Here is a 20,753-nt window from a genome sequence, read left to right as displayed (position 1 = left end):
ACCCGCTGAACGGTCAGTCCCCGGGAGGTTCGGGGACTGAGCGCTGCGCTTATTCGTCGTAACCGAGGTTCGGCGCCAGCCAGCGCTCGGTCACGCTCAGTTCCTGACCTTTGCGCGAGGTGTAGCTCTGCACCTGATCCTTGTCGACCTTGCCGACGGCGAAGTATTGCGCTTGCGGGTGAGCGAAGTACCAGCCGCTGACCGCCGCCGCCGGGAACATCGCGTAATGCTCGGTGAGGAACACGCCGCTGCGGCCCGCACGCATTTCGCTGGCTTCAGGATCGAGCAGGGTGAACAGCGTGGCCTTCTCGGTGTGATCCGGGCAGGCCGGATAACCCGGTGCCGGACGGATACCGGAGTACTGTTCTTTGATCAGCGCGTCGTTGTCCAGCACCTCATCCTTGGCGTAACCCCAGTGCTCTTTGCGCACTTGCTGGTGCAGCCATTCGGCGCAGGCTTCGGCCAGACGGTCGGCCAGTGCCTTGACCATGATCGAGTTGTAGTCGTCGCCAGCATCCTGATAGGCCTTGGCGACTTCTTCGGCGCCGATGCCGGCGGTGGTGATGAAACCACCGACGTAGTCGGTCACTTCGCTGTCTTTCGGTGCAACGAAGTCGGCCAGCGAGAAGTTCGGCTTGCCGTCAGTCTTGATGGTCTGCTGGCGCAGGTGATGCAGGCGCGCCATCGGCTTGCCGTCATCGCCGTACAGTTCGATGTCGTCGTCATGCACCTGGTTGGCCGGCCAGAAACCGAACACCGCACGGGCGCTGATCAGCTGCTCGTCGATCAGCTTGGTGAGCATCTCGCGCGCGTCCTTGTACAGCGCGGTGGCCGCTTCACCGACCACTTCGTCTTCGAGGATGCGCGGGAATTTGCCGGCCAGGTCCCAGGAAATGAAGAACGGCGTCCAGTCGATGTACTCGGCCAGAACGTTGAGGTCGATGTTGTCCAGCACGCGGGTGCCGGTGAAGATCGGTTTGACCGGCGTGTAGTTGGCCCAGTCGAACTGTGGCTTCTTGGCAATCGCCGCCGCGTAGCTCAGGCGCTCGGTACGGGCGCTGCGGTTGGCGGTGCGCTCACGCACATCGACGTATTCCAGACGGGTCTTCTCGACGAAACCGGCCTTGAGTTCCTTGGACAGCAACTGCGTCGCCACACCGACCGCACGCGAGGCGTCGGTGACGTAGACCACCGCATCGTTGCTGTACTTCGGCTCGATCTTCACTGCGGTGTGCGCCTTGGACGTGGTCGCGCCCCCGATCATCAGCGGCAGATGGAAATCCTGACGCTGCATTTCGCGGGCAACATGGACCATCTCGTCCAGCGACGGAGTGATCAGCCCGGACAGGCCGATGATGTCGCACTTTTCTTCCTTGGCCACCTGGAGGATTTTCTCCGCCGGGACCATCACGCCGAGGTCGACGATGTCGTAGCCATTGCAACCCAGCACCACACCGACGATATTTTTGCCGATGTCGTGCACGTCGCCTTTTACCGTGGCCATCAGGATCTTGCCCTTGGCTTCCGGCTTGTCGCCTTTTTCCAGTTCGATGAACGGGATCAGATGCGCTACGGCCTGTTTCATCACGCGGGCGGATTTCACCACCTGCGGCAGGAACATTTTGCCGGCGCCGAACAGGTCGCCGACGATGTTCATGCCGGACATCAGCGGGCCTTCGATCACTTCGATCGGGCGGGCGAACGACTGGCGCGACTCTTCGGTGTCTTCGACGATGTGGGTGGTGATGCCCTTCACCAGCGCGTGCTCCAGACGCTTGTTGACGTCCCAGCTGCGCCACTCTTCGGTCTCGGCTTCCTTGACGCTGCCGTCGCCCTTGTACTTGTCAGCGATGGCGAGGAGGGCGTCGGTGCCTTCCGGCGTGCGGTTGAGGATCACGTCTTCGACGGCGTCGCGCAGCTCCTGCGGGATCTGGTCGTAGATTTCCAGCTGACCGGCGTTGACGATACCCATGGTCAGGCCGGCGCGGATCGCGTACAGCAGGAACACCGAGTGAATCGCTTCACGCACCGGGTTGTTGCCACGGAACGAGAACGACACGTTGGACACGCCGCCGGAACTCAGCGCATACGGCAGCTCGTCGCGGATGTAGGCACAGGCGTTGATGAAGTCCACAGCGTAGTTGTTGTGTTCTTCGATGCCGGTGGCCACGGCGAAGATGTTCGGGTCGAAGATGATGTCTTCCGGCGGGAAGCCGACTTCGTTGACCAGAATGTCGTAGGAGCGTTTGCAGATTTCTTTCTTGCGCGCTTCGGTGTCGGCCTGGCCGGCTTCGTCGAACGCCATCACCACCACCGCCGCGCCGTAGCGTTTGCACAGCTTGGCGTGATGGATGAATTGCTCGACGCCTTCTTTCATGCTGATCGAGTTGACGATGCCCTTGCCCTGAATGCACTTCAGACCGGCTTCGATGACTTCCCATTTCGAGGAGTCGATCATGATCGGTACGCGGGAAATGTCCGGTTCACCGGCGATCAGATTGAGGAAGGTCACCATGGCCTTCTTCGAATCGAGCATGCCTTCGTCCATGTTGATGTCGATCACCTGCGCGCCGGCCTCGACCTGCTGCAGGGCGACTTCCAGGGCTTCGGTGTAGTTGTCTTCACGGATCAGACGGGCGAACTTGGCGGAACCGGTGATGTTGGTGCGCTCGCCGACGTTAACGAACAACGAGCTGCGATCGATGGTGAACGGTTCCAGGCCCGACAGGCGGCAGGCCTTGGGGATGTCCGGAATCTGCCGCGGTGCGTAACCGGCCACGGCCTTGGCGATGGCTTCGATGTGGCCCGGGGTGGTGCCGCAGCAACCGCCGACGATGTTGAGGAAGCCGCTCTGGGCGAATTCTTCGATGACTTTGGCGGTTTGCGCCGGCAACTCGTCGTACTCGCCGAACTCGTTCGGCAAACCGGCGTTCGGGTGCGCGGAAACGTGAGTGCTGGCCTTGTTCGACAGCTCTTCCAGGTAGGGGCGCAGCTCACTGGCGCCGAGCGCGCAGTTGAGGCCGACCGAGATTGGCTTGGCGTGGGCCACCGAGTTCCAGAATGCTTCGGTGGTCTGGCCCGACAGGGTGCGGCCGGACGCATCGGTGATGGTCCCGGAAATCATGATCGGCAGTTCGATGTGCAGCTCTTCGAACACCCCTTGCACGGCGAAGATCGCGGCTTTGGCGTTGAGCGTGTCGAAAATGGTTTCGATCAGGATCAGATCGACGCCGCCCTCGATCAGGCCCTTGGTGGCCTCGGTGTAGTTCTCCACCAGTTCATCGAAGGTGACATTGCGGTAGCCGGGGTTGTTCACGTCTGGCGACAGCGAGCAGGTGCGGCTGGTAGGGCCGAGCACGCCGGCGACGAAGCGCGGCTTGTCCGGGTTCTCGGCGGTCTTGGCGTCGGCCACCTTGCGCGCCAGTCGCGCGCCTTCTACGTTTAATTCGTACGCCAGCTCTTCCATGCCGTAGTCGGCCATGGAAATGCGCGTGGCGTTGAAGGTGTTGGTTTCCAGAATGTCGGCGCCGGCATCCAGATAGGCCTTTTCGATGCCGCCGATCACGTCCGGACGGGTGATCACCAGCAGGTCGTTGTTGCCCTTGACGTCACTCGGCCAGTCAGCGAAGCGTTTGCCGCGATAATCCTGCTCTTCGAGCTTGTAGCTCTGGATCATCGTGCCCATGCCGCCGTCGAGAATCAGGATGCGCTCTTTGAGGGCTTGCTTGAGAGCTTGAAGGCGGACGCTGCGATCGGACATTGGGACTACTCGAAAAGACCATGACGAAGGGCCGGGATCATAACAAACCTGTGCGCTTTTGGAGCACGTGCTGCTTTTGCATGAATATCGTTCATGTTGGTACGAGCGTCATACTGTAGAATCGCGGGCGTTTTTTTCACGATCGGGATCATGGGCATGTCGTACCGCGTCATCAGCATTTTCTTGCTGTTCTTAAGCTGGGGCGCCATTGCGCAGGAACCCGCGATCTCACCTTCTATTTCATATACGCGTGACATCCAGCCAATCTTCACCGAGAAGTGTGTGGCCTGCCACGCCTGCTACGACTCGGCGTGCCAGCTCAATCTGGGCAGCGGCGAAGGCGCAGGGCGGGGCGCGAGCAAGATGCCGGTCTACGACGGCGAACGCACTCAGGCGGCGCCGACCACGCGGCTGTTCTACGACGCCTTCGGCAAACGTGCCTGGCAGCAGAAAGGCTTCTACTCGGTACTCGATGCCCAGGGCAGCCAGGCGGCGCTGATGGCGCGGATGCTCGAACTGGGACACAAAACCCCGCTGACCCCGAATGCCAAGCTGCCGGAAGACATCGTCCTCGGCCTGCAACGGGAAAACATGTGCGCGATGCCCGCCGAGTTTGACGGCTATGCCGGCGCGCACCCGAAAGAAGGCATGCCGCTGGCGGTGACCGGGCTGACCGATCAGCAATACCAGACCCTGCAGCGCTGGCTGGCGTCCGGTGCGCCGATCGACGAGCAGGGGCTGGCGCCGAGCGCCAAGGAAGCGCTGCAAATCGTCCAGTGGGAAAACCTGCTCAATGCGCCGGGGGCGCGGCAGAGTCTGGTCGGGCGCTGGCTGTTCGAACACTGGTTCCTCGCGCATATCTATTTCAAGGACGGCGAGCCGGGGCACTACTTCCAGTGGGTGCGTTCGCGCACGCCGACAGGGCAGCCGATCGACCTGATCGCCACCCGCCGCCCGAATGACGATCCGGGCACTCAGGTGTATTACCGCTTGTGGCCGGTGCAAGGGGTAATCGTGCACAAGACCCACATCACCTATCCGCTGAGTGCGGCGAAGATGGCGCGGGTGAAGAGTCTGTTCTACAGCGGCAACTGGCAGGTCAACGCGCTGCCGGGTTACGGCCCGCAGAGCCGAGCCAACCCGTTCGCCACCTTCGAGGCGATTCCGGCGCAGGCGCGTTATCAGTTCATGCTCGATAACGCTGAATACTTCGTCCGCACCTTCATTCGCGGGCCGGTGTGCCGTGGGCAGATTGCGACGGATGTGATCCGCGATAACTTCTGGGCGCTGTTCCAGGCGCCGGAACACGATCTGTACATCACCGATCCCAACTATCGTGGCCAGGCCACGCCGTTGCTGGCAATGCCCGGGCAGAACGACGACGTCGGCAGTGTGCTGAGCCTGTGGCACAACTACCGCAACAAGCGCAACGAATACGAAGCCCTGCGCCGCGACAGTTACGCCGAACTGCCGGCGCCGAGCTGGTCAACCCTGTGGGCCGGTAACGACAACGCGCTGCTGAGCATTTTCCGCCACTTCGACAGTGCGTCGGTGACCAAAGGCCTGATCGGCGAAGTGCCACAGACCCTGTGGCTGTTCGACTATCCACTGCTGGAGCGCACCTATTATCAGTTGGCGGTCAACTTCGATGTGTTCGGCAACGTCTCCCATCAGGCGCAGACTCGTCTGTATTTCGACCTGATCCGCAACGGTGCCGAGCAGAACTTCCTGCGCCTGATGCCGGCCGATTCCCGCGAGGACTACCTCGACGATTGGTATCAGAGCAGTGGCCAGTTCAAGATGTGGCTCGACTACGAAGCCATTGACGACGACAAGCCGACCGCGCTGAAACTCGATCCGAAGGACCCGAAATACGACTTCGCCATGCAGTTGCTGGCGCGTTACGGCGACCTCAATGCGCGGCCGGATCCGATCAATCGCTGTGACGGCGCCTATTGCTCGCGACCGAATATCGACCCGGCGCTACAGAACGCCGAGCAGGCACTCAGTCGCCTGACCTCGCGTCCGGCCGGCGGTTTGAAGGTGATCGACCAATTGCCGGAAGCAACCATGCTGCGCATCGAATCTCGCAGCGGCAAACGCGAGATGTACAGCCTGCTGCGCAACCGTGCGCACAGTAACGTGGCGTTCCTGTTGGGCGAGTCGCTGCGCTATCAGCCAGGGCTGGACACCTTGACCATCTACCCGGGCGTACTGAGCAGCTATCCGAATTTCATCTTCAACATTCCAGCCGAACAAGTGCCGGCCTTTGTCGATGCCATGGAGAATGCCAAGGATGCCGATCGTTTCGAGAAAATCGTCGAACGCTGGGGGATTCGCCGCAGTCATCCGCAATTCTGGTTCTATTTCCACGACCTGAGCCAATACATCCACGAAACCGATCCGGTGGAAGAGGGCGTGCTGGACATGAATCGCTACCAGAATCTTTGATCGTTTGAGACCAACCTGCTGTCCCAATTCCAAGCAACACCGCACATTCCCTGTAGGAGTGAGCCTGCTCGCGATGGCGTCAGTCCATTCAGAATGGTTGTCGCCTGACATGCCGTCATCGCGAGCAGGCTCACTCCTACAAGGGGTCGGTGGTGGTTTTGAGAGTTGTGGACAGGAGCCGATCATGTTGATTTCAGTGCAGGCCCTGCGGGCGCTTGCCGCGTGGACGGTGGTCTGTCACCACTTCATGCAGATTTTCTTCGACTTCAAGGCGCGCGGCCCGGTCGGGCAGTTCTTCATCGACAAAGGCGCAGTCGGCGTCGATGTTTTCTTCGTCATCAGTGGTCTGGTGATTTTCCTCTCCACCGAAAGCAAAGCGCTGCCTCCGGCGCGGTTTCTGCTGTATCGGTTGTTTCGCATTGTCCCGGCGTACTGGCTGTACACGCTGTTGATGGCGTTGCTGGTGCTGTTCGCCCGGCCAATGTTGCCGGATCAGACGGTGGACTGGGCGCATTTCCTCGCGTCGCTGTTATTCATTCCTGCGCAAAACCCCGGCGGCTACGGGATTTATCCGACGCTGAATGTCGGCTGGACGCTCAACTACGAAATGCTCTTCTATGTGTTGTTTGCATGCGCGCTGGTGTTCCGCTGGCAGGTGCGCTTGCTGGTGGTCGCCGCGTTGCTGTTTTCGGTGTGTCAGGCGTTCGGCTGGCTCAACGAGTTTTACCGTTCCGACATCGTCTACGAGTTTCTGCTGGGGATCGGCATTGGCGTGCTCTATCGCCGGGGCTGGATTGGCGCCGGCCTGTGGCTGCCGCTGTTGGCGATGGGCGCTGCGATGATGGCGATCTATCACCTGGCACCGGCGCCAAGGTTATTGAACTGGGGCGTGCCGAGCGCGGTGCTGGTGATGGCTTGCATGGCGCTGGAGCGCTACGTCGAGCGCAATCGGGTGATGAAATGGCTCGGTGACTGTTCCTATTCGGTGTATCTGATGCACGTGTTGGTGTTGTCGGTTGGTGGTTTTATCGCGCGACGCTACGGAATCAACCCGTATCTGATGTTCATCGTCTGCGCTCTGGCGATTGGTGTGGGGTCATGGTTGAGCTACGAATGGGTGGAAAAACGCAGCTATCAGTGGCTTAAAGCGCGGATCGAGGGCGAACCGATGCGCGCACCTGTCGAGAATCTTTCCCGACAAAAATACTAGGACTTTGTCCGGCGCAATGATTGGCGTAAACTGCGCCCAAGCCTGCGAGGAGTTTCCATGACCGCTATTACCATTACTGACGCCGCCCACGATTACCTGGCCGATCTGCTCTCCAAGCAGAACACTCCAGGCATCGGCATCCGCGTCTTCATCACCCAGCCTGGCACCCAGTACGCCGAAACCTGCATTGCCTACTGCAAGCCGGGCGAAGAAAAACCTGAAGATACCGCGCTGGGGCTGAAAAGCTTCACCGCCTATATCGATTCGTTCAGCGAAGCGTTCCTTGACGACGCCGTCGTCGATTACGCCACCGACCGCATGGGCGGCCAACTGACCATCAAGGCGCCAAACGCCAAAGTCCCGATGGTCAATGCCGACAGCCCGGTCAACGAGCGCATCAACTACTACCTGCAAACCGAAATCAACCCGGGGCTGGCCAGCCACGGCGGTCAGGTCAGCCTGATCGATGTGGTCGAGGACGGCATTGCCGTGCTGCAGTTCGGCGGCGGCTGCCAGGGCTGCGGCCAGGCCGACGTGACCCTGAAGGAAGGCATCGAACGCACCTTGCTCGAGCGTATTCCAGAGCTCAAAGGTGTGCGCGACGTGACCGACCACACGCAGAAAGAAAACGCCTACTACTGAGTAAGGTGTTCACTGCGAACACGAAAAACGGCGCCCCGTGAGCGCCGTTTTTTTATGCACTTGATTAATGAGTGCCTGTTTATTGTGTGGCGAGGGGATTTATCCCCGATGGGTTGCGAAGCAGCCCCAGAAAAGGAACTGCTGCGCAGTTCATCGGGGATAAATCCCCTCGCCACAGGTTGGCACCCAATCCCATATGATTCAGGGTCTGTAGAGGTGTGCATGCCCCGCGCGATACAGCGATGACTCGCTAAACACCTCACTGCCCAACACCCGTCCCACCAGAATCAACGCCGTACGCCGAAACCCTTTGGCCGCAACCTTCTCGGCAATATCCTCCAGCGTCCCCACCACCCAGTCCTGATCCGGCCACGTCGCCCGGTGAATCACCGCAATCGGGCAATCCGCGCCGTAATGCGGGAGCAGTTCAGCGATGATCTTTTGCAGATGATTGACCCCCAGATGAATCGCCATGGTCGCGCCATGCTGCGCCAGACTGCTCAGCTCCTCACCCGCCGGCATTGCGGTCTTGTCCGCGTAGCGGGTCAGAATCACGCTCTGCGACACGTCCGGCAGTGTCAGTTCCGTGCCAAGCAACGCCGCACACGCTGCGGTCGCGGTGACGCCGGGAATGATCTCGAACGGAATATTCAGCTCGCGCAGATAACGAATCTGCTCGCCAATCGCGCCATACAGGCTCGGATCGCCGGAATGCACCCGCGCTACGTTCTGGCCCTTGGCATGGGCGGATTTGATCAGTTCAATGATCTGCTCCAGATGCAATTCGGCGCTGTTGACCACGGTTTCAGCCTGATGCCCCTCCAGCACAGCGGCAGGTACCAGCGAGCCTGCGTAGATGATCACCGGGCAACTGCGGATCAGCCGCTGGCCTTTGACGGTGATCAATTCCGGGTCGCCGGGGCCGGCGCCGATGAAGTAGACGGTCATGAAGAAATCCTGTGAAAAACGGGGCAGGGCAACGCTTCAGATGAAGATTGCTCATGATCAAACAGGGGGATTATCGGGAATTTACGCAGCGCCGGCCAATGCCAAGGTCGCCTGAGCGTATTTTTGCCGGGAAATCAGCAGTTTTGCCGGTGCCTGAATCAACTGCTCGGCGAGGGCCAGGGCGGCACTTTCCGCCACGCCGTAGCAACCGGTGCGCTCGTAGGCGATCTGCGAATGGTGGCTCAGACGTTGCTGATAACTGGCCAGTTCGTCGCTGCTGAAATACAACAGCGGCAACGCCAGTTGGCTGGCCAGTTCCTGCAGGCCGGGTTCATCGCGTTTAAGATCGATGCTGGCCAAGGCCTTGACCGCTTCAAGTTCTATACGATGCGCCTGCAACGCTTGATCGAGTAACGCGCGCAGCGTGCTGACCGGGCAGCCGCGCTGGCAGCCCAGGCCGACCACAAAGGTCGGCGCTGCGCGGTCATCGGTCATGCGTGGTATTGACCATCGCTTTTGCGGCGGAACAACCAGGCGCTGATCAGGCCCAGGGCCAGCCAGAACGCCACGTTGGTCAACTGCGAAGCGATTTTGAACTGGGCTTCCAGCGCCTCCGGGGCGAGCATCGAATGCACTTCCGGTTGCGGTGCGCCGATCACGTGCGGCACGGCGAGGATCGCCACGCCGAGCAGCTTCATCAACCAGTGGCGGCTGAACACAATCAACGCCAGGCCAACAGCGGTGGAAGCGGCGGTGCCGATCCACCAGGTTTGCCGCGACGCCAGATCGGCTGCAGCGGTGCCCGGTAGTTCAGGCGGCAGGCCCAGGGTCGGTGCGAGCACGAAGGTCGCGTAACCGGCCAGGCCCCAGAGCAGGCCTTGCGAGGTTTTGGTCGGTGCACGCAGGGTGTACAGGCCGGCGAGCATCAGGGCGAACCCGACCGCCACCACCAGATTGCCGCCGGTGGTCGAGACCACGCGTTGCCAGCCGTCTTCCGGCTCCCAGGCTTCGGCGTCATGGGTGTGTGCGGCCGTGCCGGCGGCGTGTTCGTGAACGGCCACCGGTTCGGACTTCTCGAAGGTTTCGGCCTGCAGAATCAGCGGCGAGACCCAGAAGCTTTGCAGCAACGTCAGCAGCAGGGCGGCCAGCAGGCCGGTGAAGCCTGCGGTTTGCGCGATACGCTTGATCATGTCGGCAGGTCTCAGTGGCACGGGAACGCGGCGCTGTGGCGGGTATCGTGAGCGGCGTTGTGCACCGCTTCGATGTGCGAGAAACCGGCGAAATAAACGAGGCTGGCACCCAGAATCGACGCGAAGATCGCGGCGGTCAGGCGTTGGCTCAAGGTGGCGGTGCTGGAGATTTTGTCGGTGTTGCTGCCGGTGCTGCTGATGATCGACATGGCGCTTCCCTCTGGAGTGTCAGCGGGTGATATAGAGCGCATGAAAACCTCTGCGAGTCGGGCACGCAGAGGTTCGAACAGCGCCCGCCCACCGCGGGTTTGTTATGTTCAGTGACGCACAATGCGCACTGTGTGTTGCGGGCCGGTCTCCGGGCTCACGAGGGGTTGGCGTCTGGCCGACCTGCAAGCGTCACCTTCCCATGCCGCGTTGGCACAGTGGATCTGACGCTTCGCTCGCTTACCGTTGCGGGGGCAGCACCGGACTGACATGGCTTTGAGTAAAGCACATGATTCACCGGTTTCCCGTTTCACCCTGTGAAGGGCACCCGTAACAAGTTGTGTAGGAGACCATGAGGGGAGGATTTGAGTCAATTGGGATTGGGGGCATATCCGTTGCTGCGGTAACGGCCACTTAGGGTTCCGCCCTTACGGCGGGTCACTTTTGGCAAACGCCCCAAAAGTAACCAAAAGGTCTATGCCCTGACGTTCGGCCCTCGCTTAGGCTCGGGTTCCTTCGCTCCGGTATTCATCCGGGGGCAGCGCCTACGGTTTGCTTCGCTGCACCTCCTCTCGCTGTGTTTGGCTGCGCCAAACGGTCGCTGCGCTCCCACCCCCGGATAAATCCCTCCACTCAGCCTGCCGACGGGCCCTCAGATCAAAAGCTTTACTCGAGCTAACGCTCATCGTGTTGAGTGGGGCGGCTTCGCCGCATGGGGTGCACGCTTTCAGCCTGCTGGCGATGGCGGCCTGACAGCCGACCAATTTCTAACTGATCACACCCGATCCCACTGTGGGAGCTGGCTTGCCAGTGATGGCGGCCTGACAGCCGACCAATTTCCAACTGAACACACCCATTCCAACTGTGGGAGCGAGCTTGCTCGCGAAGGCGGCCTGACAGCCGACCAAATCCCAAACTGAATACACCCAATCCCCTGTAGGAACTGCCGAAGGCTGTGCTCTTTTGATCTGCTCTGGCTCTGGCTCTGGCTCTGGCTCTGGCTCTGGCTCTGGCTTTTGATGTGGCTTTTGATCTTCAGCCCCTTCGGCAGGCCGAGCGTAGGTGTTCATCCGGGGGTTAGGCGTGCAGCGCCATGCGGCGAAGCCGCATCCATCGAGAGGAGGTGCAGCGAAGCAAACCGGAGGCGATGCCCCCGGATGGACACCGTAGCGAGGGAACACTGAGCCTAAGCGAAGTGCCGTACGCCGGGGCAAAGCCTTTTGGGTTACCTTTTCGGCGTTTGGAAAAGGTGACTCGCTGTAAGAGCGAAACCGCCAGAGGCAACACCCGAAGAAACGGATATGCCCCCCAAACCCCAAACCCCAAACCCCAAACCCCAAACCTCAAACCCGGCGTTTGGAAAAAGTGACCGCCGTAAGGGCGAAGCCCTAAGAGGCTGTCACCTCAGCAACGGATATGCCCCCAATCCAACCATTGACCGGTCACCACCCGATGCGTAGCCTTGCGCTTTCGAGGTTCTTCGGCCCACGCCGAAGCTAAGAAGGGAACGCGGTCAAAGCCGCGGCTGCCCCCGCAACTGTGAACGGTGAAGTTCGTTGCCACGCCACTGCCAGCTCAATCCACTGAGCCCGCGGGAAGGCGCAGCGAACGCCGGGCCCAAGGCCCGAACACCGTCAGCCAGGAGACCTGCCTCGTCACAGATTTCTCACTACAACCGGGCGGGGTGATCCGGTGGCGAATTCTTCCGCGCGCATGCTCGCAGCGGATCTCGTCCCGTATGCCCGCCACCTTGCCAAAGGGCATCCGATGAAAACACTGGCCAAACTCCCCGTCACCATCGTCACCGGTTTCCTCGGCTCGGGCAAAACCACCTTGCTGCGACACATGCTCGACAACGCTCAGGGCCGTCGCATCGCGGTGATCGTCAACGAGTTCGGCGAACTGGGCATCGACGGTGAGATCCTCAAGCAATGCACCATCGGCTGCACCGAAGAAGAAGCCACCGGCCGCGTCTACGAACTGGCCAACGGTTGCCTGTGCTGCACGGTGCAGGAAGAGTTCTTCCCGGTGATGCGTGAACTGGTCGCCCGGCGCGGTGACCTCGATCACATCCTGATCGAAACGTCCGGTCTGGCCCTGCCAAAACCGCTGGTGCAAGCTTTTCAGTGGCCGGAAATCCGCAGTGCCTGCACGGTGGATGCGGTGATCACCGTGGTCGACAGCCCGGCCGTGGCCGCCGGCACTTTCGCCGCGTTCCCCGATCAGGTCGATGCCCAGCGCAAACTCGATCCGAACCTGGATCACGAATCGCCACTTCATGAGCTGTTCGCCGACCAACTGGCCAGCGCCGATCTGGTGATCCTCAACAAGGCCGACCAGACCAGCGCCGAAGATCTGGCTCGCGTTCGCGCCGAAGTCGCCGAAGAACTGCCGCCAGCGGTGAAAATCATCGAAGCCAGCAACGGTCGCCTGCCACTGGACGTGCTGATCGGTCTCGGTGCCGGATCCGAAGAACATATCGACAGCCGCCACAGCCATCACGATCACCACCACGACGGTGATGACGACCACGATGACCACGATCACGACGCCTTCGATTCGATCTCGATCGAACTGCCGCAAGCCGACGAGAGCCTGCTGCTCGACGCGCTGACGCAATTGGTGGTCAAGCACGGCATCCTGCGTGTCAAAGGTTTCGCGGCGATTCCGAACAAGCCGATGCGCCTGTTGATTCAGGGCGTGGGCACGCGTTTCGACAAGCACTTCGACCGCCAGTGGGGCGCTGACGAAGCGCGCGTCACCCGTTTGGTGCTGATCGGTCAGGCACTCGACGCCGCGCAACTCGAAGCGCAACTGCGCGCCGCGCTCAGCGTTTAAGCCATGCACCTGCTCAGGACCCAGCCCGGCGGTTTCGTGTCGGATGACAACATTGCCGACCTTGGACAAACCCCCGCCGAGCTGGTGATCCTGTGCAGCGGCGATTCCAGCCTGGCGCTGCTCGCCGAAGCCGCGCAGCAATTGCCCGAGGATTACCCGAGCCTGCGTCTGGCCAATCCGATGCAGGTGCAGAATCACGCCTCGGTCGATCTGTATGTCGATGAGGTGCTGCGTCACGCCAAGGTCATTCTGATTTCGCTGCACGGCGGCATCGCTTATTGGCGTTATGGCGTCGAGCGTCTGGTGGAGTTGTCCGAGCGCGGGGTGCAGGTGATTCTGGTGCCGGGGGATGATCGTCCCGACCCGGAACTCAGCGACCTGAGCACGGTGCTCGCCGAAGATCGCGACCGTCTCTGGCAGTTCTTGCGTCAGGGTGGCATGGGCAATGCGCTGGACTTCTTCCATTGCCTGGCCAACCGCTGGCTGGCGCGTGACTACGCTTGGGGCGAGCCGCAGGCGTTGCCGCGTACAGCGATTTATCACCCACAGAAAAACACCGCCGCACTGAGCGACTGGCAAGCCGAATGGCTGCCCAGTCAACCGGTCGCGGCGGTGTTGTTTTATCGCTCGCATTTGCAAGCGGCGAACACCGCATTCATCGATGTGTTCTGCCAGCGCTTGCAGGCGGCGGGGCTCAATCCGTTGCCGATCGCGGTTGCCAGCCTGAAAGAACCCGGCTGTCTGAGCGTGGTCGAGGACTGGCTGGACGAGGTCGAGGCGGCGGTGATTCTCAACACCACCGGTTTCGCGCAATCCAGCCCGGAAGCCCCGCATCTGCGCCCGTTCCGGCGCAATATTCCGGTGATTCAGGCGATCTGTGCTCAGGACAACGAGCCGGGCTGGCGCGACAGCGAGCAGGGCCTTGGCCCGCGAGATCTGGCAATGCACATCGCCTTGCCGGAACTCGACGGGCGCATCATCAGCCGGCCGATCAGCTTCAAGGATCTGGCCTGGCGCAGCGAGCGCAGCCAGTCCGACGTGGTCTGCTACCGGGCGCAACCCGAACGCATGGATTTTGTCGCTGAACTGGCGCGACGCTGGAGCGATCTGGCGCGGCTGCCGAACGCGGAAAAACGCATCGCGCTGATCCTCGCCAACTACCCGACCCGCGATGGTCGAATCGGCAATGGCGTCGGTCTGGACACGCCGGCGGCGGCATTGAATATTCTGCGCGCGTTGCAGGCGGAAGGCTTCCCGTTGACGGCGGAGTTGCCGGACAGCGGCACCGAGCTGATCCAGCAATTGCTCGGCGGCGTCAGCAACGACCTCGACAGCATCGACCTGCGTCCATGCCAGCAAAGCCTGGCGATGGATGCCTATCTGGCGATGTTCAATGCGCTGCCGCAAGCCAATCGCGCGGCAGTACTGGAACGCTGGGGCACCCCGCAAAATGATCCAATGTGCCGCGACGGACGGATGATGATCGCCGGGCTGCGTTTTGGTCTGACTTTCGTCGGCATTCAACCGGCGCGCGGTTATCAGGTCGATCCGAGCGCGGTGTATCACGATCCGGATCTGGTGCCGCCGCACGGCTATCTGGCTTTCTATTTCTGGCTGCGCAACACCTACGGTGCGCACGCGGTGATTCACGTCGGCAAGCACGGCAACCTCGAGTGGCTGCCGGGTAAGGGCGTCGGCCTTTCGGAAAATTGCTGGCCGGACGCATTGCTCGGGCCGCTACCGAACATCTATCCGTTTATCGTCAACGATCCGGGCGAGGGTGCCCAGGCCAAACGGCGCACGCAAGCGGTGATCATCGACCACCTGATGCCGCCGCTGACCCGCGCCGAAACCTACGGCCCGCTGCGCAATCTGGAACTGTTGGCCGACGAATATTACGAGGCGCAACTGCTCGATCCGCGTCGTGCGCGAGAGCTGCAGCGCGACATTCTGCAACTGGTGCGCGAGACGCAGATCGACCGCGAACTGCAACTCGACGCCGGTCTGGACAGCGACGCCGACGCAGCGATCTGGCTGCCGCGTCTGGACACCTATCTGTGTGACCTGAAGGAATCGCAGATCCGCGATGGCCTGCACATCTTTGGCGAGTCGCCGACCGGGCGTTTGCGCATCGACACGCTGCTGGCGCTGCTGCGCATTCCGCGTGGCGACGGCAAGGGTGCGCAGTCGAGTCTGCTGCGGGCGTTGGCCAAGGCGTTTGAGCTGGGGTTTGATCCGCTGGATTGCTCCCTTGCCGATCCATGGAACGGCCCGCGTCCGCCGGAGCTGCAAAGCGTCAGCGACGAAGTCTGGCGCACTGCCGGTGATACCCGCGAACGCCTCGAACTGTTCGCCACCCAACTGATCTCCCAAGCACTACAAGTCCCCTGTGGGAGCGGGCTTGCTCGCGAAAGCGTCGTGTCAGTCGATATAAATTTATCTGACCCACCGCTTTCGCGAGCAAGCCCGCTCCCACAGGGACCGGAATGGTCTGATGTAACGTCGATCCTGAACAGCCTGCGCGAAGTCGTCGCCCCACGCCTAGACGCCTGCGGCCCCGCCGAAATGCGCGGTCTACTCGACGCCCTGAACGGCCGCTTTGTCCCCGCCGGCCCAAGCGGCGCGCCCAGCCGTGGTCGTCTCGACGTGCTGCCCACCGGGCGCAATTTCTACTCGGTGGACGTGCGTAACCTGCCGACCACCACCGCGTGGCGCATCGGTTTCCAGTCCGCCACGCTGATTCTTGAGCGGCATTTGCAGGATCACGGCGATCACCTGCGCCAGCTCGGTTTATCGGTGTGGGGAACGGCGACCATGCGCACCGGCGGTGACGACATCGCCCAGGCCATGGCGCTGATGGGCGTGCGTCCGGTCTGGGCCACCGGCAGTCAGCGCGTCGATGATTTCGAGATTCTGCCGCTGAGTCTGCTCGATCGGCCACGAGTCGATGTCACGCTGCGGGTCTCGGGCTTCTTCCGCGATGCCTTTGCCAACCTGATTCGCCTGTTCGACGCGGCCGTGCAAGCGGTGGCAGCGCTGGACGAACCGGATGACCTCAATCCGCTGGCCGCGAAGGTGCGCGCTGAACGTGAGGCGCTGCTGCAATCGGGGCTGGATGCCGAAGCGGCGCGACGCCAGGCCGGCTGGCGGATTTTCGGTGCCAAACCCGGAGCCTATGGCGCGGGCGTACAGGGCGCCATCGATGGGCGTCTGTGGCAGAGCCGCGAAGATCTGGCCGAGGTCTACCTGAACTGGGGCGCCTACGCGTACGGCGGGGCGGACGAGGGCACCGCCGCCCGCGAGCAGTTCGTCCAGCGCCTGAGCCAAGTGCAGGCGGTGTTGCAGAATCAGGACAACCGCGAGCACGATTTGCTCGATTCCAACGACTATTACCAGTTCCAGGGCGGCATGCTCGCGGCGGTGGAAACCCTGCGCGGTGAAGCGGCGGCGAGTTATCACGGTGATCACAGCCAGCCGGATCTGCCGAGAATCCGTACCCTGAAAGAAGAGCTCAATCGGGTGATCCGCTCGCGCGCGGCCAATCCGAAATGGATCGACGGGGTCAAGCGTCATGGCTATAAAGGTGCCTTCGAACTGGCGGCGACAGTCGATAACCTGTTCGCTTTCGACGCCACCACGCAACTGATCGACGATCATCAGTACGCGTTGCTGGCGGAAGCCTATTTGCTCGATCCGGCGACCCGCGATTTTGTCCGCGAGCACAATCCGCATGCCCTGCGCGACATGACCGAGCGGATGCTGGAAGCGCAGCAGCGCGGGATGTGGCAGGAACCCGGGGCCTATAAAGAAGCCCTGGAAAACCTGCTGCTGGATATAGAAGAAGACACCTGACATACCGCCTCACTCTGTGGGAGCGAGCCTGCTCGCGAAGGCGTCGTGTCAGACAGTATTTTTGTAGCTGGCACACCGCTTTCGCGAGCAGGCTTGCTCCCACAGGGATCAACGTGGCTCCCAACGATTATCGACAGATCACCGACCATGACCGAGTATTGAAGATGACCGACACCCCGCATTTCCCGCTCTCCGCCGTGGTCGGCGCCGATGACCTGAAACTCGCGCTGTGCCTCACCGCCATCGACCCGAAAATCGGTGGCGTGCTGATCGAAGGCCCGCGTGGCATGGCAAAATCCACCCTGGCCCGTGGCTTGGCCGATCTGCTCGCGAGCGGTCAATTCGTCACCCTGCCGCTGGGCGCCACCGAAGAGCGTCTGGTCGGCACCCTCGATCTCGACGCGGCGCTGAGCGCGGGTCGTGCGCAGTTTTCTCCCGGTGTTTTGGCCAAGGCTGACGGCGGCGTGCTCTACGTCGATGAAGTGAACCTGCTGCCGGATCATCTGGTGGACCTGCTGCTAGATGTGGCAGCCAGCGGCACCAATCTGATCGAGCGCGACGGTATTTCCCATCGGCATTCGGCGCGATTTGTATTGATCGGCACGATGAACCCGGAAGAGGGCGAATTGCGGCCACAGCTGCTTGACCGTTTCGGCCTGAACGTCGCCCTCAGCGGCCACACCGCGCCAACCGAACGCGGGCAGATCATCCGGCGCCGACTGGATTTCGACAGCGATCCACAGGCGTTCTGCGCGCAGTGGGAAGCACAGCAGCAAGCGCTGCGCGAACGCTGCGAACAGGCGCGCATCGCCTTGGCGAGCATTGCGCTGGATGACGACGCGTTGGCGAGTATCACCGAGCGTTGCTTCGCTGCTGGCGTCGATGGCTTGCGTGCTGATCTGGTCTGGCTGCGTGCGGCCCGTGCGCATGCGGCATGGCGCGGCGCCGAAGCGATTGCCGAGCAGGACATCGACGCCGTGGCGGAATTTGCCCTGCGGCATCGGCGTCGCGAATCCTCTTCTTCCAGCCCTCAGCCACCCGCGCAGAACCCGGCCAGTAGTCAGGCCGAACCGAGCGAAGGGCAGGGCCAGTGGGGGGATATGCCCGCCCCGGCAGTGACCACCGGTGTCCGTCGCGAAGTGCCGAGCTGGCCAAAAAAGTAACCGGCATTCGTCCCCGATCCGACGCGGGGGCGAATGCCAGACCCCGCGCCGGTCGCCTCGATCATGGACGCCAAGGCCAGCGCCACGCCGCGCGCAGCGGCCGGGTGAACTGGCCGGGCACGCTGCTCAACGGTCGGCCGCAGACTCGAGAAGATCTGCAGTTCCAGTTGCGCACTCGTACTCCCCATGAATTGTGGCTGGTGATCGTCGATGCCTCGGCTTCGACCCGTAGGCATCAGGCGCTGAGCGATGCCAAGGGCCTGCTCGCGCAATTGTTCGATGATGCTTATCGGCAGCGGGCACGACTGGCCTTGCTGACCGCCAGCGGCAGCGCGCCAAAATGGCAGGTGCAAGGCCTGAAGGCATCGAGTGGCTTGCGCACCTGGCTGGAGGCGTTGGGGGCGGGCGGCGGCACGCCGTTGGTGGCGGCGTTGACGCAGGCACAGCAATGGCTGGTGCAGCGACAAAAGCGCTTTCCTGCCGAGCAGCAGCGCTTGCTGGTGGTGACGGATGGCCGCTTGAAAACCTTGCCGCCGATGTTGCCGCTGGAATGTCCGGGATTGTTGATCGACATTGAGCGTGGGCCGATCCGCCTGGCTCGGGCGCGGGAATTAGCGGCGGCGCTGAGTGCGGAATATCGGCATATCGATGATGTGTGAAGTCTGAGCGGGCCTCTTCGCGAGCAGGCTCGCTCCCACAATGTTGGTGAACACCGCTTGCTCTGTGGGAGCGAGCCTGCTCGCGAAGGCATCGCCTCGGATCATGCAGGATCACCAAAAACCGCAGCGCTGCTCTATGCTCCACCCCAGCCCAATCACAAGGAGTGAATCATGCGGGTACTGGTCGCCAATCCTCAGGACGATTTTCGCGTCAAAGCCTACGCCGGCACCAACGGCGTGTTACTCGCCATGGATCTGGCCGAACCCCGCCGCAAAGGCCTGCTCGGGTTTGCCATCGAAAAGCAGCAGGGCGACAAACCGTGGTTGTTCCTGTTCAACAGCCTGACATTTCCCGGCAAGGCGCACACCTTCCCCCAGTATCACGCCACGCCCAGCGATAAAGCGCCGCTGCAAAAGTTCCGCTGGGCCGATTACGCGGTCAATCCGGGCACTACCATGCATTATCGCGTGCATCTGGCCTACGGCACGGCAGACGCGCCACAACTTGGCGAATCACTGGAGCTGAGCATCACCAGTGACGACGGTCATCCGGCCAACCAGAGCGTGATATTCAACCGTGCCGTGGCCGCCAGTCAGGCCTTCCAGCGCAAATTTCCCGACCTCGACGCGCAGATCAGCGCCAACAAGAACTTCCCCATCGAGGCCTGGCCCGACGCGGCGCGGCTGTGGCTGGAGAACGGGCTGTTGGAGCGTTTGCTGGGCTTTATCGAACGTGCGGTGGACGCGCAGTGGGCGCTGGAAATCGCGATCTACGAGTATCAGTTGCAGGCGATCATCGACGCTGTAAATGCGGCATTTGCCCGTGGGGTTCAGGTGCGCGTTCTGTATCACGCGCAACCTGATGATCCCGATACGACCCTGAACGAAACGAACCTTGCCAAATTGCCGATGGCGAACAAGCGCGGCCGGGTCACCCATAACATCTTTCACGACAAATTCATTGTTCTCAGCAGCGTCGATGGCGCGGGTCAGCGGCAACCGCAGGCGGTGCTGTGCGGCAGCACCAATTTCACCGCCAATGGCGTGTATCGCCAGGCCAACGTGGTGCATACGCTCGACGACGTGATGATTGCCACGCGTTATTTGCAAGTGTTTGAAGAGGTCTGGGCCAACCCCGCCGATGTCGCTGCGACGCGCAGCTGGATCACCGAACACAACCCGATGGACCCGGCACAGGCGCTGTTCGCCGGGTTCTCGCCACGCAGCGGTGGTGGCGATTTGCGTGAGTTTGTCGAGATCATCGAGGCGGCGAAAAAGGACGTGTTGTTCGTCACCGCTTTCAGCCTGCCGGACGCGATTCTCAACGCGCTGCTCGGCAAACCGCATGACGACATCCTGCGTTACGGCCTGCAAAATACCGCGAGCAGCATCACCGGATTTCATGCCGACCGCACCGCCGAATTCGCTGCCACAGCTTTGCTCAACACCGGGCTGGAAGGCTGGCTGAAAGAAAACATGAAAGGCCAGAAGGGCAACCTGCTGGTGCACACCAAAGCGGTCGTCACGGACTTCACCACCGATGCGCCGACCATCATCAGCGGCAGCCACAACCTCAGCACCTCGGCCAGTAACGGCAATGACGAAAATTACCTGATCATTCGCGGCGATACTGATCTGGCGGATCGCTATGGCCTGGAATTGCTGCGGTTTTATGAGCATTACCGCTTTCGCTATTTCGCGAAAAAACTCGAGCTCAAGCAGGTGAGTCCGCTGGCGGTGGATGACAGCTGGACCAACGATTATTACGTAGAGGGGGATTTGCGCCAGTTGTCGCGGTTGCGCTTTGCCGGACGCTGACAGCCAATGTAGGAG

At 61.6% G+C, this 20,753-nt stretch carries 14 protein-coding genes and 2 riboswitches; of the genes, 8 read left to right on the top strand and 6 right to left on the bottom strand.

Annotated features, from left to right (window positions below; genetic code table 11):
• Window positions 1-49: 49 nt before the first annotated feature.
• Both metH and ACM6I7_RS07560 read right to left on the bottom strand, forming a co-directional pair.
• Window positions 50-3,760, bottom strand: a complete 3,711-nt coding sequence (gene metH / locus ACM6I7_RS07565; RefSeq protein ID WP_414888255.1) for a methionine synthase — start codon at window positions 3,758-3,760, stop codon at window positions 50-52.
• A gap of 5 nt (window positions 3,761-3,765) precedes the next feature.
• Window positions 3,766-4,017, bottom strand: a complete 252-nt coding sequence (locus ACM6I7_RS07560) for a hypothetical protein (RefSeq protein ID WP_177325655.1) — start codon at window positions 4,015-4,017, stop codon at window positions 3,766-3,768.
• Here ACM6I7_RS07560 and ACM6I7_RS07555 point away from each other — a divergent pair.
• The 3 genes from ACM6I7_RS07555 to nfuA all read left to right on the top strand — a co-directional run bounded on the left by ACM6I7_RS07555 (window position 3,917) and on the right by nfuA (window position 8,063).
• The gene (locus tag ACM6I7_RS07555; protein WP_414888254.1) at window positions 3,917-6,211 is read left to right on the top strand and encodes a fatty acid cis/trans isomerase; all 2,295 of its coding nucleotides are present in this window, start codon (window positions 3,917-3,919) and stop codon (window positions 6,209-6,211) included. The two genes, ACM6I7_RS07560 and ACM6I7_RS07555, sit on opposite strands and share 101 nt — an antisense overlap.
• 184 nt (window positions 6,212-6,395) lie before the next feature.
• Window positions 6,396-7,421 (top strand): acyltransferase family protein, encoded by a 1,026-nt coding sequence (locus ACM6I7_RS07550; protein WP_097087279.1) that lies wholly within the window; start codon window positions 6,396-6,398, stop codon window positions 7,419-7,421.
• Between the two features lie 57 nt (window positions 7,422-7,478).
• Window positions 7,479-8,063 carry a Fe-S biogenesis protein NfuA gene (gene nfuA, locus ACM6I7_RS07545; protein WP_003225494.1) on the top strand — a complete coding sequence of 195 codons (585 nt, stop codon included), beginning with the start codon at window positions 7,479-7,481 and terminating at the stop codon, window positions 8,061-8,063.
• 201 nt (window positions 8,064-8,264) lie between these two features.
• On the opposite strand, the gene cobM is transcribed toward nfuA, so the two are convergent.
• The 4 genes from cobM to ACM6I7_RS07525 all read right to left on the bottom strand — a co-directional run bounded on the left by cobM (window position 8,265) and on the right by ACM6I7_RS07525 (window position 10,410).
• Window positions 8,265-9,011, bottom strand: coding sequence for a precorrin-4 C(11)-methyltransferase (gene cobM / locus ACM6I7_RS07540; RefSeq protein WP_414888253.1), 747 nt, complete (start codon window positions 9,009-9,011; stop codon window positions 8,265-8,267).
• Window positions 9,012-9,092: 81 nt separating this feature from the next.
• Window positions 9,093-9,506: a cobalamin biosynthesis protein gene (locus ACM6I7_RS07535; protein ID WP_041072679.1), complete on the bottom strand. Its 414-nt coding sequence runs from the start codon at window positions 9,504-9,506 to the stop codon at window positions 9,093-9,095.
• Window positions 9,503-10,201 carry a CbtA family protein gene (locus ACM6I7_RS07530; protein ID WP_027613714.1) on the bottom strand — a complete coding sequence of 233 codons (699 nt, stop codon included), beginning with the start codon at window positions 10,199-10,201 and terminating at the stop codon, window positions 9,503-9,505. Before ACM6I7_RS07530 ends, ACM6I7_RS07535 begins: the two co-directional genes overlap by 4 nt.
• An 11-nt stretch (window positions 10,202-10,212) precedes the next feature.
• Window positions 10,213-10,410 carry a CbtB domain-containing protein gene (locus ACM6I7_RS07525; RefSeq protein ID WP_003225486.1) on the bottom strand — a complete coding sequence of 66 codons (198 nt, stop codon included), beginning with the start codon at window positions 10,408-10,410 and terminating at the stop codon, window positions 10,213-10,215.
• A gap of 122 nt (window positions 10,411-10,532) precedes the next feature.
• Window positions 10,533-10,755: riboswitch (cobalamin riboswitch) on the bottom strand.
• A 1,109-nt stretch (window positions 10,756-11,864) separates the two neighbouring features.
• Window positions 11,865-12,078: riboswitch (cobalamin riboswitch) on the top strand.
• Window positions 12,079-12,175: 97 nt separating this feature from the next.
• Between ACM6I7_RS07525 and cobW the strand changes: the two genes are divergently transcribed.
• The 5 genes from cobW to ACM6I7_RS07500 all read left to right on the top strand — a co-directional run bounded on the left by cobW (window position 12,176) and on the right by ACM6I7_RS07500 (window position 20,738).
• The gene (gene cobW, locus ACM6I7_RS07520; protein ID WP_027612646.1) at window positions 12,176-13,246 is read left to right on the top strand and encodes a cobalamin biosynthesis protein CobW; all 1,071 of its coding nucleotides are present in this window, start codon (window positions 12,176-12,178) and stop codon (window positions 13,244-13,246) included.
• Window positions 13,247-13,249: 3 nt separating this feature from the next.
• The gene (cobN, locus tag ACM6I7_RS07515) at window positions 13,250-17,098 is read left to right on the top strand and encodes a cobaltochelatase subunit CobN (protein WP_414888252.1); all 3,849 of its coding nucleotides are present in this window, start codon (window positions 13,250-13,252) and stop codon (window positions 17,096-17,098) included.
• Window positions 17,099-17,262: 164 nt separating this feature from the next.
• Complete coding sequence (locus ACM6I7_RS07510; RefSeq protein ID WP_414888533.1) at window positions 17,263-18,261, top strand: ATP-binding protein; 999 nt, start codon at window positions 17,263-17,265, stop codon at window positions 18,259-18,261.
• Window positions 18,189-18,920 carry a vWA domain-containing protein gene (locus tag ACM6I7_RS07505; protein WP_414888251.1) on the top strand — a complete coding sequence of 244 codons (732 nt, stop codon included), beginning with the start codon at window positions 18,189-18,191 and terminating at the stop codon, window positions 18,918-18,920. The genes ACM6I7_RS07510 and ACM6I7_RS07505 overlap by 73 nt, the downstream gene beginning before the upstream one ends.
• Before the next feature lie 171 nt (window positions 18,921-19,091).
• A complete protein-coding gene (locus tag ACM6I7_RS07500) occupies window positions 19,092-20,738 on the top strand; it encodes a phospholipase D-like domain-containing protein (RefSeq protein ID WP_414888250.1) in 1,647 nt (548 codons plus the stop codon).
• Window positions 20,739-20,753 lie beyond the last annotated feature (15 nt).

Source organism: Pseudomonas sp. IT-93MI4 (assembly GCF_949767635.1).
Taxonomy (GTDB): domain Bacteria; phylum Pseudomonadota; class Gammaproteobacteria; order Pseudomonadales; family Pseudomonadaceae; genus Aquipseudomonas; species Aquipseudomonas putida_A.
This window is presented reverse-complemented; position numbering and strand designations above follow the sequence as displayed.